This window comes from Paenibacillus sp. S28 (assembly GCF_016624415.1).
Taxonomy (GTDB): domain Bacteria; phylum Bacillota; class Bacilli; order Paenibacillales; family Paenibacillaceae; genus Paenibacillus_AQ; species Paenibacillus_AQ favisporus.
The window spans coordinates 878,129-893,188 of sequence record NZ_JACVTM010000001.1 but is presented as its reverse complement, the minus strand read 5'-3'; the positions used below and the strand labels follow the sequence as shown (position 1 = coordinate 893,188).

At 54.4% G+C, this 15,060-nt stretch carries 16 protein-coding genes; 3 read left to right on the top strand and 13 right to left on the bottom strand.

Annotation, left to right across the window (positions count from 1 at the left end):
- Positions 1-2: 2 nt before the first annotated feature.
- Both IAE55_RS03900 and kduD read left to right on the top strand, forming a co-directional pair.
- Positions 3-767: a DeoR/GlpR family DNA-binding transcription regulator gene (locus IAE55_RS03900; protein ID WP_145164311.1), complete on the top strand. Its 765-nt coding sequence runs from the start codon at positions 3-5 to the stop codon at positions 765-767.
- A gap of 37 nt (positions 768-804) precedes the next feature.
- Entirely contained in the window at positions 805-1,551 is a 747-nt protein-coding gene (gene kduD / locus IAE55_RS03895; protein WP_089547374.1) for a 2-dehydro-3-deoxy-D-gluconate 5-dehydrogenase KduD, read from the top strand.
- A 559-nt stretch (positions 1,552-2,110) separates the two neighbouring features.
- On the opposite strand, the gene IAE55_RS03890 is transcribed toward kduD, so the two are convergent.
- The 4 genes from IAE55_RS03890 to IAE55_RS03875 all read right to left on the bottom strand — a co-directional run bounded on the left by IAE55_RS03890 (position 2,111) and on the right by IAE55_RS03875 (position 5,067).
- Positions 2,111-2,941 carry a sugar phosphate isomerase/epimerase family protein gene (locus IAE55_RS03890; protein ID WP_145164309.1) on the bottom strand — a complete coding sequence of 277 codons (831 nt, stop codon included), beginning with the start codon at positions 2,939-2,941 and terminating at the stop codon, positions 2,111-2,113.
- A gap of 273 nt (positions 2,942-3,214) precedes the next feature.
- Positions 3,215-3,928: a 2OG-Fe(II) oxygenase gene (locus tag IAE55_RS03885; RefSeq protein WP_145164306.1), complete on the bottom strand. Its 714-nt coding sequence runs from the start codon at positions 3,926-3,928 to the stop codon at positions 3,215-3,217.
- Entirely contained in the window at positions 3,918-4,490 is a 573-nt protein-coding gene (locus IAE55_RS03880) for a methylated-DNA--[protein]-cysteine S-methyltransferase (protein ID WP_313960399.1), read from the bottom strand. The genes IAE55_RS03885 and IAE55_RS03880 overlap by 11 nt, the downstream gene beginning before the upstream one ends.
- Positions 4,456-5,067 (bottom strand): bifunctional transcriptional activator/DNA repair enzyme AdaA, encoded by a 612-nt coding sequence (locus IAE55_RS03875; RefSeq protein WP_145164492.1) that lies wholly within the window; start codon positions 5,065-5,067, stop codon positions 4,456-4,458. The genes IAE55_RS03880 and IAE55_RS03875 overlap by 35 nt, the downstream gene beginning before the upstream one ends.
- 197 nt (positions 5,068-5,264) lie before the next feature.
- Here IAE55_RS03875 and IAE55_RS03870 point away from each other — a divergent pair, with 197 nt between their 5' ends.
- Positions 5,265-6,383, top strand: a complete 1,119-nt coding sequence (locus tag IAE55_RS03870) for an Ada metal-binding domain-containing protein (protein WP_234489263.1) — start codon at positions 5,265-5,267, stop codon at positions 6,381-6,383.
- A 101-nt stretch (positions 6,384-6,484) separates the two neighbouring features.
- Here IAE55_RS03870 and IAE55_RS03865 read toward each other — a convergent pair whose 3' ends face one another.
- The 9 genes from IAE55_RS03865 to IAE55_RS03825 form a co-directional block, all read right to left on the bottom strand.
- Positions 6,485-7,786 carry a CehA/McbA family metallohydrolase gene (locus IAE55_RS03865; protein ID WP_200630978.1) on the bottom strand — a complete coding sequence of 434 codons (1,302 nt, stop codon included), beginning with the start codon at positions 7,784-7,786 and terminating at the stop codon, positions 6,485-6,487.
- Between the two features lie 25 nt (positions 7,787-7,811).
- Entirely contained in the window at positions 7,812-8,687 is an 876-nt protein-coding gene (locus IAE55_RS03860) for a carbohydrate ABC transporter permease (protein WP_234489262.1), read from the bottom strand.
- Positions 8,688-9,566, bottom strand: coding sequence for an ABC transporter permease subunit (locus IAE55_RS03855; RefSeq protein ID WP_105442891.1), 879 nt, complete (start codon positions 9,564-9,566; stop codon positions 8,688-8,690).
- 45 nt (positions 9,567-9,611) lie between these two features.
- Positions 9,612-11,033, bottom strand: coding sequence for an extracellular solute-binding protein (locus tag IAE55_RS03850; RefSeq protein ID WP_145164302.1), 1,422 nt, complete (start codon positions 11,031-11,033; stop codon positions 9,612-9,614).
- Positions 11,034-11,199: 166 nt separating this feature from the next.
- Complete coding sequence (locus IAE55_RS03845) at positions 11,200-12,222, bottom strand: LacI family DNA-binding transcriptional regulator (protein WP_145164300.1); 1,023 nt, start codon at positions 12,220-12,222, stop codon at positions 11,200-11,202.
- Between the two features lie 260 nt (positions 12,223-12,482).
- Positions 12,483-12,797: a DMT family transporter gene (locus IAE55_RS03840; protein ID WP_145164298.1), complete on the bottom strand. Its 315-nt coding sequence runs from the start codon at positions 12,795-12,797 to the stop codon at positions 12,483-12,485.
- A complete protein-coding gene (locus IAE55_RS03835; RefSeq protein ID WP_145164296.1) occupies positions 12,797-13,177 on the bottom strand; it encodes a DMT family transporter in 381 nt (126 codons plus the stop codon). The genes IAE55_RS03840 and IAE55_RS03835 overlap by 1 nt, the downstream gene beginning before the upstream one ends.
- Positions 13,170-13,985 carry a MerR family transcriptional regulator gene (locus IAE55_RS03830; RefSeq protein WP_145164294.1) on the bottom strand — a complete coding sequence of 272 codons (816 nt, stop codon included), beginning with the start codon at positions 13,983-13,985 and terminating at the stop codon, positions 13,170-13,172. Before IAE55_RS03830 ends, IAE55_RS03835 begins: the two co-directional genes overlap by 8 nt.
- 165 nt (positions 13,986-14,150) lie before the next feature.
- On the bottom strand, positions 14,151-15,005 hold the full coding sequence (locus IAE55_RS03825) for an NAD-dependent epimerase/dehydratase family protein (RefSeq protein WP_200630977.1): 855 nt from the start codon (positions 15,003-15,005) through the stop codon (positions 14,151-14,153).
- Positions 15,006-15,060 lie beyond the last annotated feature (55 nt).

The following is a 15,060-nucleotide window of genomic DNA, read 5'->3' as shown; positions in this document are numbered from 1 at the left end:
CAATGAACCCTTTACGCCGCTACGAAAACATCATGGAACTGCTCCTGGCCAAACAGGAGGTGACGGTTGCCGAACTGAGCGAACGGCTGAACGTCACCGGCAAGACGATCCGCGAGGATCTGGCCAAGCTGGAGGACAAAGGTCTGCTTCAGCGGGTGCATGGCGGAGCGATTCTGGCGCAAAGCGACCAGCTCGGCATTTTGTCCACCAAGGAACCGCTGGCACGCCACGCTGCGGAGAAGGCGGATATCGCCCGCCTGGCCCTATCGCGCATCGAACCGAATGACGTCATCGCGCTGGACGGCGGCAGTACGACGCTTGAAATCGCCAAGGCGCTGGATAACCAGCCCCTGACCGTCGTCACCAACGATGTCCACATCATTTCGGAACTTGCCCGCAAGGACGCCATCCGGCTTGTCGTCCCCGGAGGCTATCGCGTGCGGAACATGCTGGCGGGGCCGGAAGCGGTCACCTATGTTCGGCGGCTGAATATCCACAAGGCGTTTTTGTCGGCAACGGGCCTGCATCCTGATGATGGGCTGACGATCTACACCGGAGAGCTTCTGGACATAAAACGGGCGCTCCTCGAGACCGCGCGTACCTGTTACGCTGTGGTGGACCATCACAAATTCGGACAAAGCGCCCTGCTGACGTTTGCGAAGCTGAACGAAGTCGAAGCAATCCTTACCGACTCAGGGTGCAGTCCTGAATTCGCTGATGCCGTTCGCCAAGCGGGCGCCCGTCTCGAAGTGGCGAATGCGCTGTGAAGCATCCAACCTATCCCATGCAAAGGACTGATATACGATGTTTGATTTGACGGGTAAAATCGCCCTAGTCACCGGCACCTCCGGCGGCCTGGGACAAGGCATGGCCGTTGGCCTGGCGGAAGCCGGCGCTTCGGTCGTATGCATCTCCTCGACGAACAGTGACCGGACGGTCGAGGAGATCCGCAAGCTTGGCGGGAAGGCGGAGCAAATTTCCGCCGACTTAAGCGACACGGACGCCTTGGATCAAGTGTTTGCGCAGGCGCTTTCCTTCTATGGCGGCATCGATATTTTGGTGAACAATGCCGGTATCATCCGCCGTACACCGGCAGCGGATCATGCGCGCCAGGATTGGAACGACGTGATCAATTTGAATTTGAACACCGTGTTCTTCCTAAGTCAGCTCGCCGGACGCCACATGCTGGAGCGCGGCAGCGGCAAAATCATCAATATTGCGTCCATGCTTACTTTTCAAGGAGGCATTAATGTGCCGGGATATACGGCGGCGAAGCATGCGGTTGCCGGAATCACCAAAGCGCTTGCCAACGAGTGGGCTGGTAAAGGCGTCCAGATCAATGCCATTGCCCCCGGGTACATGGAGACGAACAATACGGCGCCGATCCGCTCGGACGAACAGCGTCTGCAATCGATTACGGACCGGATTCCGGCAGGCCGCTGGGGCACGCCGGAAGATTTGAAGGGTCCGGTTGTTTTCCTCGCTTCCCAGGCATCCGATTATGTCAACGGCCACGTTCTCTGCGTCGACGGAGGATGGTTGGCTAGATAACGCCATATTCAATAAAAGCTGCGCATTACAGAAAGGGAACCGTTCCCTTCTTCTGAAATGCGCAGCTTTTTATATGCTGAAGTCTCCCACTTTAACAGCATGCTCGAATCGTTTCGGAATGGAGCCATTTTTGAGATTCCGATCAAAGAAGCTCCTCCACCCTTCATTTTCATCAAATTTTCGGGCATGACATCGCCAAGCAGGTTGAATCATCCGAATTTGTCCGCTTATCAGACGTAACATTGTTTCGAAAAGATGAAACGATGGGGCCAAACAAACGTTTTTTATAAAAATGATAGTTTATCGATTGAATTCCCCTCCTCCTTCCCTTCGACACGTTGCGCAATGAAGACGCTTTTTATCGACAAAACGACAAACCGTGCTGAAAATACCTATTAGCCCGTAATGGCCCACTAAACAAAACATAACAATGTTACGTTGTAATTAACAACCATCTATAAAAAAGCGACCTGCCGCAGGGAAATTCCCCGAAGCAAATCGCCTTTTGAACTTTCATCTTACGTTCATGTTCATCCTCCAGCCATAGGAGACGTCACTGTCAGCCTAAGTACGGAGTGACTAACTTCCTTACCCGATCAATGCCGTCCCACATGTCGCCGGGACCATCATAAACGATCGTAATCGGTCCTTCATACCGATGCTCCTTCACCAGCTCCATACACGAAATAAATTCCGCATCGTCGAGGTTGCCCTGTTCATCCTGCTGCGCTTTGGCGTGAATGGATTCGCTTCTGGCAATCGTTCTGGACAATTCCTGCAGCTTGGTCGGCCCCTTAAAATTGCCGAAATCCGACGTCAATCCTAGCTGGTTGCCGCAGGCATCCAGCAAAGCCAGGCAGTTGTCCGCCGTGGAGGTCATTGCATGAAAATTCTCGGTGACGATGCGGACCTGTTTATCCGCCGCGTAATCGATCAGCCGCTGGAGCTGGCTGGCGGCGAGCTTGAGTGCTTCGGCATCGCCGGGATCGGCATCGCCGCCGATAATCCGGATCCGTTCTGCACCAGCAGCGGATGCAATATCGATCCAGCGCTGCAGCCACTCCATATCTGCCTCACGGCGCGTTTCATCCGGATTCGTAATGTCGCCGTAATCTGCAAGCAGCGTATAAAAGCGCATCCCTGCCTGCTGAATCGCCTCGCGAAGCTCTTGAAGATAGCTGCTGCTCGTGTCCTTGAAATGAAAGTGGCAAATTTCCATCGTGGTGAAGCCCTTGTCTCTCAGCACAGCCGGCAGTTCAAGCAGCGAGAGCTTCTCCGGCTGCTCCTCTACCCGGGTGACGTGTTCCTTCCGCTTATCATCCCATTGCGTCCAGCGCAGCGGTCCCAGATTGCGGTGCAGACTCCACGTCGTCAGCGATAAATTTGGCATCCAATCCCCACACTTTCCTGTAGTTGCTGCCCGTATTGTGAAATATGGTAAGATCCATACTTACCCCTTAATCCATAAGGAATCGGGCAGTTCAATCGCGTTCCTAATGCGGTGTTAGCATAGGGTCTGACGATAAGACACGTTTGTGGACGATGCCCTGCCGCCCCAAAACCCACCTCACCCTGAAAGCGATTGCATCTCCCCTAATACTGTAACTTCCGATTAGCGTTGTCAATACAGGCTCGCGACATTTCAAAAAATGAGGGGATACGCTCAGGTGGCATCATGAAAAATAACGCCGAGCGTATACCGAATACCAGTCTGTACTGTGCTTACCCCATGACGAAGCGTGGTTCGGTAATAGCCTTTAGTCCCTTGAACCGGCCGGTAGTTCGTGGGGAAAATCAGCCCTTCACCCTGCTCGAGCGTGATCACATGCCCCCGGCTCTGCGCCCGCGGACGCTGCTCTACCAGTAGAAACTCGCCGCCGGTGTAATCCTGCTGCCTTTGATTCAGGGCGAACACGACCTGAAAAGGAAAATACGCTTCGCCGTACAAATCCTGATGTAGGCAGTTGTAGCCCCCGGCTTCGTACTTCAGGATCAGCGGCGTAGGCCGCAGCTGGCCTTGCCGATGGCACTCTTCCAAAAATTCGTCAAGCGATGCTGGATACCCCGCATCCATGCCGAGCTGCTCATGCCAACGGTTGGCGGTCCGGGATAGCTCCGGGTACAGATTTTCCCTGAGCTGCTGGATCGCCGCAGGCAGCGGGCGGTCATAGTATTTATATTCTCCGCTGCCGAAGCGATACCGGGCCATCGAAATCGTGCTGCGGAACAGTTCTTCGCTTGCGTAGGTTCCAATCAGCTCTTCGCATTCTTCCGGAGTTAGAATGACAGGCAGCTTGGCATACCCTTGATCGTCTAACGTCTTCCGAAGCGCGCCCCAGTCTACCCTTTGAACCCGTTCCCGGATACTAGTTGGCATGACGCGGTCCCCTAGCCGGGATGGACTGCCCAGCTTCGAGTGCAAGCAGTCTCTGCTTCATATCGAGGCCGCCGCGGTATCCCGTAAGTGCCCCATTCTTTCCGATGACTCGGTGGCAGGGCACCAAAATCAATACCGGATTGGCTCCGATCGCCGTGCCAACGGCCCGCACCGCAGCCGGGCGTCCGATCTGGTGTGCGATCTCGGAATAGGTTGTGGTCTGCCCATACGGAATGGAGCAGAGAGCCTGCCATACCTCCCGCTGGAACGGAGTTCCCCGGTCGTCCATTGGAATCGTAAATTCTTCTCTTGTTCCCTGAAGATATTCAGCGATTTCCGTAATGTAAGGAAGCATTGTCACTTCATCACGAACCCATTCATGGTTCGGATAACGCTGTGTCGCCCAGGCCTCAAGTTCATCAAACGAACCGTCGTGGGAACCGACATAACCGAGCCCTTGGGCCGTAACGGCTGCATAAAGGCTCCAGCCGTCTCCGTCGAGCCTGTCCCAATACAGGGTTACCAAGTCAGTTTTGCTTGCCGTGATCATGTTCATATTCATATGTTTGCACCTCCAGGGCAGCGCCGTGCTGCCATATTTGCCGGAATTCCAGCGGCGTTTGGCCCGTCATTTTTTTGAACAGCGTAATAAAATACGGGACATTCGAATTCCCAACCCCCGCGGCAATCTCCGTGATGGATTGGTCCGTATGGGCCAGCAGGTGTTTCGCTTCCTGTATCCTTTTGCGCTGGATATATTCAACCGGGCTGATACCCTGCACCCGCTTAAAGGTCCGCTGCAGATGAAAAGGACTTCCGTGACAGACATCAGCCAAATGTTCCAAAGACAGCTTATCCCGAAAATGCCGGTCGATATAATCGGTGATTTGGTTCACCCATTCCTGATCGGGCAGCTTCTCGCCGGTCGGCTTGCACCGTTTGCACGGCCGGAAGCGGGCCGCCAGCGCCTCTTCTGCATGTTGAAAGATCCGTACGTTCTCTTTGTTAGGCGGTCTGGATTTGCAGGAAGGCCGGCAAAAAATCCCCGTCGTGCTGACCCCGTAAAAGAAACGGAAATCATAATCCGCATCGTTGGAGACAATCGCCCGCCACTTTTCCTCCGGAATATCCTCTTTCATCCGGCGTTTCATCTCGGTTTGGTCTATATCCCGGTCATTCCTTTGATCCTTCATCTGCCTCACCTCCATCCCCAGTATACCCTTCTTTGGATCGCTTGGGATGAACTCGGGAATGTAAAAGCAAGATAACGAAATGAAAGCGTCCTGGTTTCGGTATACACTGGTAAGGTAAGTAAGATGCAAAAGGAGGACCACATATGTCCACAACATGCCGACAAGAGACGATGCATTCGGTCTGGGATGCTCCTTATTTTACGGGCGTCACCACAATGAACATTTATTGCACCCCGTGGTGCAGCGGTCATCCTAAACCTGAAAATACAATTCGATTCCATACCCGGGAAGAAGCCGAGCTTGCGGGGTACCGGCCATGCAGAAATTGCTGCTCCACCCTTCCCCGCGGCTCCTGGGAGGACCATAAGCACGAGATCAAGCTCTTCATCCCTGCCGAATTCAATTACGAGGAAAACGTAAAATATTTGCTGCGCTCCTCCAATGAATGTCTGCACCGGATCGACAACAACCGGATTTACAAAGCGCTGTCCGTCGCAGACGAGACACCAGTGGTCGAAATCCGTGCCGGAGACTGCCGGGAGCTGGTAGTCCGTTTTCTTGGTGATACGGCCCCTTCCCGCAAATGGGTACGCGCCGAGGTGGCCCGTTATGTGCGGGAGTGGTTCGATCTGGACCGGGATATCGTCCCCTTCTATCGTTTGGCCGAATCCGATCCCCTTTTGAAAGGTCCCGTGCAGTCCTTCCGAGGCTTGCGGACCGTCGGCATCCCCGACTTGTTCGAGGCCGTCACCTGGGGAATCCTTGGGCAGCAAATCAACCTGACCTATGCCTATACGCTCAAAAGACGCCTGGTGGAGAATTTCGGAAGAAGTGTGGATTGCGAGGGAGAAACGTACTGGATTTATCCGACACCGGATAAAATCGCGGCATGTTCGGCGGAAGATCTTGCCGTGCTGCGGATGACCGTCAAAAAATGCGAATACCTCATCGATACCGCAAAGCGAATCGCCTCCGGAGAGCTCAGCAAGCTGGGGTTGCTGCAAACCGGAAGCCATCAGGCGGCAGAAAAGATGCTGACGAGCATCCGGGGGATCGGGCCATGGACAGCCAACTACGTATCCATGCGGTGCCTGCGCTTTCCATCGGCGTTTCCGATCGACGATGTCGGGCTGCACAACGCCATGAAGTATATTTTGGGAAGGGACAGCAAGCCGTCCAAGGCGGAAATCCGGCAGTTGTCCGCAGGGTGGTCGGGCTGGGAGTCATACGCCACCTTTTACCTGTGGAGAGTCTTGTACTAGTTGTTTCCTATGAACACATCGAAAAGGGCCATTCACGACCAACGCGGAATGACCCTTTTTGCTTAACCTGTATGGAACAATCGCTTAATGTGTTTCAAGTATTATTCAATAAAATAGACGGGATTGGTCAGGCAGGTCATCACCTGTGCCCCCAGTTCCCCCATATCGCGTCTGGCCTCCATCCGGTAAAAGAGCCGGTCCTGAGGCAGCTCACAGGTCAAGGTTAGCTCGTCATTCGCTGCCGTCCACTGACGCTCCAATCCCCGGTCGGACCACAGGCTGATTTGATCTCCTTGGGCCCGGCGGATCACGGCTTCAAGCACAACAGTCCCATGCTCAGAGTTCCGCAGTACCTGATCCCCGGCGCAAGCGCCATGGATCTGAAAATCGATAAACGTAGAGTCCGGGTCAAGGGTCAGCACCACATTTCCCCGGCGAATCCCTTCCAGAATTCCGGCTGCGGTCAGTGACTCCGACCGCACGTGCGCGGTCGGCCGTCCATGCTGAACCCATGGATGGGGACCGTGGAAGTCGCTCCCTCCCACAGCAACGATCCGCCGGCCTTCGGCCAGGCGCTCCTGCCACCAGCGTACTGCCGTTTCGTTCAGCTCCCGCCACGGGCCGTTCCACACCTCGATCGCATCGAACGGAACGTCAAAGCCGAATTCCCACGGGCAGTCCGGGCAGAAAGGATGATTCAGCACCGCAAGCGCTCCCTTTTCCCTTCCTTTGGCCAGCTGTTCTGAAGCTTGTTCCACCGTATACACCCTGAAGTCCTCCAGCGGATCCAGCTGTCCGAGCAAATTCGCATGCCCCTTATAATTGGTCATCTCGACGCCTGGGATAAGCAGCAGCTCTTCCGTCTTCGCCAAGGTGTTCCGGTTTTGGGAGAACGTATTATGGTCGGTCATGGCGAGAAAGGCAAGCCCTTTATCCAGACACGAGCGGGAAACCTCGCCGACGCTGTGTTTGCCGTCGCTGTAAAAGGTGTGGGCATGCAAATCGCCTGGAATCCACCGTTTATGCTTGAGCTGGATCTCGATGGAGACCGAAACCTCCGTTCCTTCATCCGGCACTTTGTAGGCTCCCAGCAGCACGGCCCACTCTCCTGAGGCGATATCGCCCGAGGCATATCCGGGGGTCGCGGTTTCCAATCCGACGAACATTTCGGTTCTGGCACCGCCGCTCCAGCCGACGATCCGCTCCGGGGAACGCAGGCCGAGGTCGATCACCGTCTTCCCGTCAGCGCGGTCATACTGGTAAGCGACATGGATCCGTCCGGCATCAGCCGGAACGTGAAAGCGCACTTCCAGGTACGTTTTCTCCTCATCGGGAGATATGTTCACTTGCCGTCCGATCGTTATGACCGGCAAAGATTCCGTCTCATTCACATGTGCCTGCATGGCGTGTTCCCCCTCTTTCATCCCATTATTCTTTCGTGGCACCCAGCATGATCCCTTTCATAAAGAACCGCTGCACAAACGGATAGATGACGATCAGCGGCAGAATGGCGATCATGATTCCGGCCATTTTTACATTCGTGGTGATGAGGTAGTTACTGGAAGACGTGCTTGAATCGATAATCATGGCTTTCAGAGCTACCTGCAGCGTATATTTCGAGCTGTCATTGATGAAAATCAGCGGTGCCGTGAACATGTTCCAGCGTCCCACGAACTCAAACAGCGTCACCGTAGCCAATCCGGCGGTCGCCAGCCTCATATAAATGGCCGCGAAGACCCAGAAGTCGCCCGCACCGTCGATTTTGGCGGATTCCGAAATTTCGTAAGGGATGCTCATGAAGAAGTTCCGCATCAGCAGGATCGAGAACCCCGAGACAAGTCCGGACAGAACGAGCACCGTCAGCGTGTTGATCAGGTGGAAGTCCTTGTTGACCACATACAGCGGGATCAGCACCGCCTCCTGCGGAATCATCATCGTAATCAGGATGAAGGTGATCATCAGCCGTTTTCCCGGTACCCGGGGATGGATCAGCACATAGCCCGCCAGCGACGACAGCAGCACATGCAGCAGCGTTCCGAAGACCGTTACGATCGTGCTGTTCAGGAAAGGTCTCCACAGATCCAGACTGTTCCAGATCGTGCGGTATCCATCCAGGCTGAATTCTTTGGGAAACAGGATGATATCCGGCCTCATGGACGCAACCCCGGAGGACAGCGAGAGTGATATGACGTTCAGGAAGGGAATGATCATCGTCAGCATCAGGCAGATAATGAACAAGGCGTTGAGCCAATCGAACACCGTCATCCGCTTGGCGTTCAAACCGTAATTCGCGTGTCTCATCATCTATTCCACCTCGTCAAATCGGGTTAGTGTCCGCACGGCAAGCGTCAAGATCAGCGTAAAGACCAGAACGAAAAAGCTCGCGGCCGCACCCACGCCGACCTGCATTTCCATAATGCCCTTCTGAAACGTGTACATCATCAGCACATCGACATGGGAAGAGGTCGACGGATTGCGGAGGACAAAGACCTGATCAAAGATCCTCAGCACCCCGAGCGTATTCAGTAGGATAATGACTTTCATCGTTCCTTTCAGCTGGGGAAGGGTCACGAATCGCACAAGCTGCCACCTGGTAGCCCCGTCCATGCGGGCTGCTTCGTACAAGGACGGATTGATCGAGACAATCGCGGCAAGAAACAGGATACAGCTGTAGCCCATGTCCTTCCATGTGGAGACCAGGATCATGACCCATCTCGCCCAGGTGGACTCGGCCAGAAAATGGATAGGCTCGATGCCGGCCACCTTGTGCAGCACCAAATTGACGATCCCTGTGTCGGGTGAAAGGAGGAAAATCCACATTCCCCCGATCACAACCCAGGAGAGCAAATGCGGGATGTAGAGCAGCATCTGCGCCGTTTTTTTAAACCATGCCGTCATGACTTCATTCAGGGATAAAGCGATGACCAGGGGGGCGACAAATCCGAAGACCAGAATGCCTCCCCCGATCACCACCGTATTGCCCAGCGCTTTCCAGAAAAACGGATCATGCCACACTGCCGCATAATTCGCAAATCCGATATAGGGACGTTCGCCCATCAGCTTGTAGTCCTGAAAACTGATCTGCAGGCCCCTCGCAAGCGGATAATAACCGTAAATGATAAAGTAAATGACGACGGGAAGCATCATGGCATAGAGTACGCCGTATTTACGAATCGCTCTCATCTTGTCTAACTTCACATCCTATCGGGTAAAATCAAACCGCGGGAGCTATTCGTCGATCAAATTCGCGCTCTTCAGTTCCTCCCGCATTTTCTTGACGGCATCGGCGGCGGGCATTTCTCCGGACATGGCTTTCAGCGCGTAATTTTGTACGATTTTTTCCGCGTCCGGCCAGCCCGGAAGGGCAAGTTCCAGCGTCGCATGCTGTTTGACCAGTTCTTGGGCGGCCTCGACGCCCGGCAGTTTGTCAAACGGGGACTTGACGTTTTCGTTGTACCAGAACGGCACGCCATGGTCCATGTTGTGCTCCTTGCCCTCTGCCGTGAGCGTATATTGGCCGCCGCTCTCGGTATAATCGACGTCTTTAATACCAAGGCTGCCGAGGGTGATGCCGTCCTTGGAGTTCCAGAACTCCAGGAATTTCTCTGCCGCTTCTACATGCGGCGCATTTTGCGGCACGATCCAGAAGTCGGGGTCGCCCCGGCGCATCAGGATGTTGCCGTCCGGACCGGCCGCGCTGGCGATCGCTTCCGCCTGGAACGTTGTATTCGGATCCTGCTCTTTACGCAGGTTGTTGAACATGCCGACCCAGGCATCCCAGTACGTCACCATGCCGACCCGGTCGGTCAGGAACAGGTTGCGCATTTTGCCTGTATCGTTCGTTACGAAGTTTGGATCCATGATGCCTTCCTTGACCAGCTTGGCAAACCATTCATACATCGGAATCGCTTCGTCGGAAGCATACGGGATCGTCCGCTTGCCGTCCTTCATCACGTAGCGGTACTTCAAACCGGCCGCGCTCATGAACCCTTGAATGTCATATAAGCCGGACGTGCTCAAGCCGTAGGTGTCGTTTTTGCCGTTGCCATCCGGATCCTGCTCTTTAAAAGCTTTCAGCACCTGATAATATTCGTCCAGCGTTTTCGGCTCCTGCAGATGCAGCTTATCCAGCCAGTCCTTACGGACGATCGGCATCGTGCCGCCCTGGAATTTCGTGAAGACGGCATGGATTTTGCCATCCTTGTCTTTCAGCTGGTCCCATTCAGCGGTGGGAATCACCTTCGGCTCAGAGAGCGTGCTCGACCCCTTAACAAAATCGCTTAGATCCGTCACCGCACCCTGCCCGACAAATTGATCCAGCTTGCCAAGGTCGCTGAGCTCGATAAGATCGTATTTCTCACCCGAACCCAGCACGGTCAGCACTTTCTGGTCGTAGTCGCTCGCCGGCTTTTCGATCGTCACATCAATGCCGGTTAACCGCTTAATCTCAGCCTCGAACTGTTTCATCTCATCCGGGGTTTTCCCGCCGACGTTAGCGGAGAGAATGCGAAGCTTCATTTCCGGCTGTTTGCCGGTATCCGCTCCCCCTTCCGCCGCCTTACCTGTGTCGCCTCCGCCGCTGCTGCATGCCGAGACCAGGAGTGAACCTGCCAGCAGGGTTGCCATCAAAATGCCTGACTTTCTTTTCATTCAAAACACCTCCAACAATGATTTTTTTTTAGATTATAGAATGATAAATTTTCAGCGGAGCTGAACGATTCTATAATCGCAAGAAAAACTTCCACTGGACGCGGTCTGTCTTCTTTGAAGGTACGTCGATAGACGTTTTTCTTATAGATAGCAATGTGTAAACGGTTTAATGGGTGCACGCGCAGGAGCCGCGCTCCACCAGTTCGGACGGAAGGAGTATCCGCTTAACCCCGGCTGCGCCGGCAGTCACCTGCTCGATCAGCAGGCGGGCGGCTTCCATGCCGATTGTTCTTGCATCCAGCCTCATCCCGGTTAACGGCGGATGCATTGCGGGCGGGAAATGCTCGCCTCCGCTGAAAGCGATGACCGAAAGATCTCCGGGAATGACAAGTCCAAGCTCTTCCGCCGCTTGATAAATGCCCATAGCCATAGATTCGTTGTCCGCCAGGATGGCGGAAATGCCAGCGTGTTCGCGAAGCATCTGCAGGGTCGTCTCGTATCCGAAGCGGATCGAGGTTCCATCGTCATCCGGCTTGTTCAGGATCAGTCCAGCCAGCGAATCCACACCGGCTTCGCGGTGGGCTAAATAATAACCCAGCTCCCGATCCTCCGCGACGGTTCGGTCCTTCGCCGAGTTGAGAAACAAAATCCGCCGGTGCCCTTGCGATAGAAGAAGCCTGACCGCTTTGGCGGCCGCCGCGATATTGTCGTTATCGACGGAGCATACCTGTCCGGCCAGCTCGCCCGACGGGCGCCCCACCACAACGATAGGGACGTGTCGCTTCAGCCGGTCTTCAATTCGGGGATCGTCATGAATCGGGTCGAGCAAAATTTCTCCGTCCACCGGATCTGAAGCGATAAGCTCCACCTGCTTGAGCAGGGAAGGCTGCAAAATGTTAATCAATATCCGGTAGCCAAGTTCATAACAAACCTCCATCATGCCGTCGAGCAATTCGTGCTGGAACGCGTCCAGCGGCATTTTCTCGCTGCGCATGTTCAGCCCGATAATGTTGGTTTTCCGGTTTACGAGGCTCCTTGCCCAGTAATTCGGCCTGTAGTTCAATTCCTCCGCCGCCTTAAGCACACGCTGCGTGACCTCTTTGCTGATGGGACGTTTCTTGCTGAACACGCTGGATACCGTACCTTTCGAAACCCCCGCAGCTTTTGCTACATCAGCAATCGTAACCACGTTCGCCTAATCCTCTCCTTCATGTCTTGGCTTGGAATTTGTCTCAAGTACAAGTCCTACATTAAACCGGTTTTGTTAAAAACGTTCCATGTTCATGAAATATGTATGTAAAACCTGAACATTCGATGATCAATTCCGGCATTAAACCGTTTTTTCTTGTCCAGCGGTTTGGCACATCCCGCCCCGCACGCTGGATTTCAGCACAAAAAACCCCGCAAAGCGAGGTTTTGCATTGATGCCTTATTCAGATATGCTGCGGTTTACTCAACAAGCCGAAGCCCGATGACACAACCGATGACGCCCATGATACAAAACAGGCGTACCGGCGTTTTTGATTCCTTGAAAAACATCATGCCCACAACGGCCGCTCCAACCGAACCGATCCCGGTCCAGATCGCATAAGCCGTCGACAGAGGGATCGACTCGATCGCTCTGACCAGCAATGAAAAGCTCGCGATGAAACCGCCGATAAGAATGAGGTTATTGGTCCAGTTATTTTGTTCCGATACCCTTTTGATTCCGATCACGCCGACAATTTCAAGCAATCCGGCAGCAATAAGCAGCACCCAAGCCATTAGCTGTGTTCCTCCCCGCTGGTAAGTTTTAATCCGATGATAAACAGCAATAAGAGCAAAATAATGCCGACTTTCAGCAGGCCAATACCACCGGAATAAACAGCTTCCACAACCACGGTTCCGATCGTGCCGATCCCGGCAAAAACGGCGTAGGTTGTCCCGACCGGCAGAACCTTCGCTGCACGGATGACCAGCTCAAAGCTCGTCAGCAGGGCAATCAGCACGATAACGGAGGGAATCTCCACATATTTGAAGCCTGAAGCCCAGACGATTTCGAGGATTCCCCCGATCGCCACATAAGCCCACGCCTGGTTTTTGCTTAACGGTTTGCGCGGTTTCACGGGTTTCGCTGGCGTCGCGGTTTTTGCTTGCTCATTCATTTCGATCCCTTCCTTTCGTCTTATCCGTTTGCTGCTCTTGCTCGTGCCGCAGATACTCGTCGACGATGCGGTCGATGTAGTTCACCGTATCTTCATCCAGTCCGAGGACCTTTTCGCTTCCACCGGCTTCGGGGCGAATCCACTCCCAATACTTCTCCAGCACGTCCTCCCTGCCATCAAACCACCCTTCGCCAATGGTCAGCAGCCTCTGTGCCAACTGTCTGGATGCCGGTGAATCCGGCGGCTCTTCGATGTGGCGATGAATGTCCCGCAGCAGGCCGATCCATTCATCCGACCGCGGATCATCCTCATCAATCTTCGGCAGCTTCTCGATAATCGGGAGCTCATCGGGAGCAAACTGCCGAACCCTGTTGTTCCGCTGGACGGATTTTGCTGCCGAGTCGGCTTCTCTTGAATGGAGCATCTGGATGAACAGGACCAGTTCTTCCACCGGGACGTCACCCCGGAGCTCGATTGTGCGCAGCGTCGTCAGCAGCCGGCGCTCGAGCAGCTCGAGGCGATGCTTTTCATCCTGGAGCAAATCAAGCTGCATCCGAATTGCGTGTGTCCATTTTTCAGCGTGAGCCCCCCCGGCTTCCGCCTCTAAGACGTTTCGGATTTGTCCCAGTGTAAAACCAAGCTGCTTCAAAGTCGTAATGTGATGCAGCTTCATGATGTCGTCTTCGTTGTAGTACCGATATCCGGCATCAGATACGAAAGAGGGGGTCAGGATACCCATTTCATCGTAATAGCGCAGCGTGCGGATGGAGATACCGGCCTCCTTGGCCAACTGTCCAATTTTATACATCAACTTAAGCACCTCCCATATCCATACTAAACCCTCACGTATAGGTGAGAGTCAAGCACAAATACCGCTGGTTTCCCCGACAAAAAAAGCACCCCTTATAGAGCATCGGAACAGCCCAGGCTGTCCAATGTCTGATAAGCGGTGCATTCGTGCACTTCGTAAGCTTTAATGACTCCCTCGAAAACCGGTTCGCCAAGAGGGGTACAACGGTTTCCATCCCAGCCCGCGTGCTTTGGCATTTGCCGCACCACGTTCCCAAGGCTGCCCCTCACCTGCAGCGGTGTGCAGCAGGGAAACACCGACCGACTCCGCAAAAATCGGGAGCCAATCGGTACCCCTTGCCGGCTCGTCATCCACAATATTATAAGCACCGGACGGCCAATCCAGCGCTTGGCAAGCGGCATGGCCGGCGTCCTCCACATGTACAAATGAGGAAACTCCTTCATTGGCAGACATTCTTCCCTCACGCACCTCTTCCGCCATATACCCGCCGCTCGTATACCATGTACCGGGACCATAAAACAACCCGTAGCGAAGAATGACATGCTCCGGAATTTCCGCTGCGGTCTCCTCAAGTGCAGCAACGGCATCCACGGTACGTTTGCGGGAAGGATCCGCAGATTCGACATCCAGAGGTACATTTTCTGTCGCCGGACCATCCCCCGGCTGATAAGCCCACGCAATGCTCTGGACAATGATTCGTTTCACGCCGGCTTCGCGGGCGGCATCGACCAAATGACGGGTTCCTTCCACCCGAATGCGGGAGTTTTCCGCGAAAACCCGGCTGCCGAGGGATGTCAGCTGGTGGATGACGACTTCCGGCCTTGCTTCGCGGACTGCTGCAACAGTAGCATCCCGGTCAAATGCATCCGCGACGAGGGCTTTAGCTCCCAATGATTCAATGACTTGTATGTTTTCCGGCCGATGAGTCGTACCTGTCACCGTATGGCCGGCCTGGACCAGCCGCGGCACCAGCAAACGGCCGACAGCTCCGGAAGCGCCTGCGATCAAAATATTCATGCGCCCTCTCCCCTTTCATGCATCGTAAATTCCATGACACGGCTATTGTAGCATG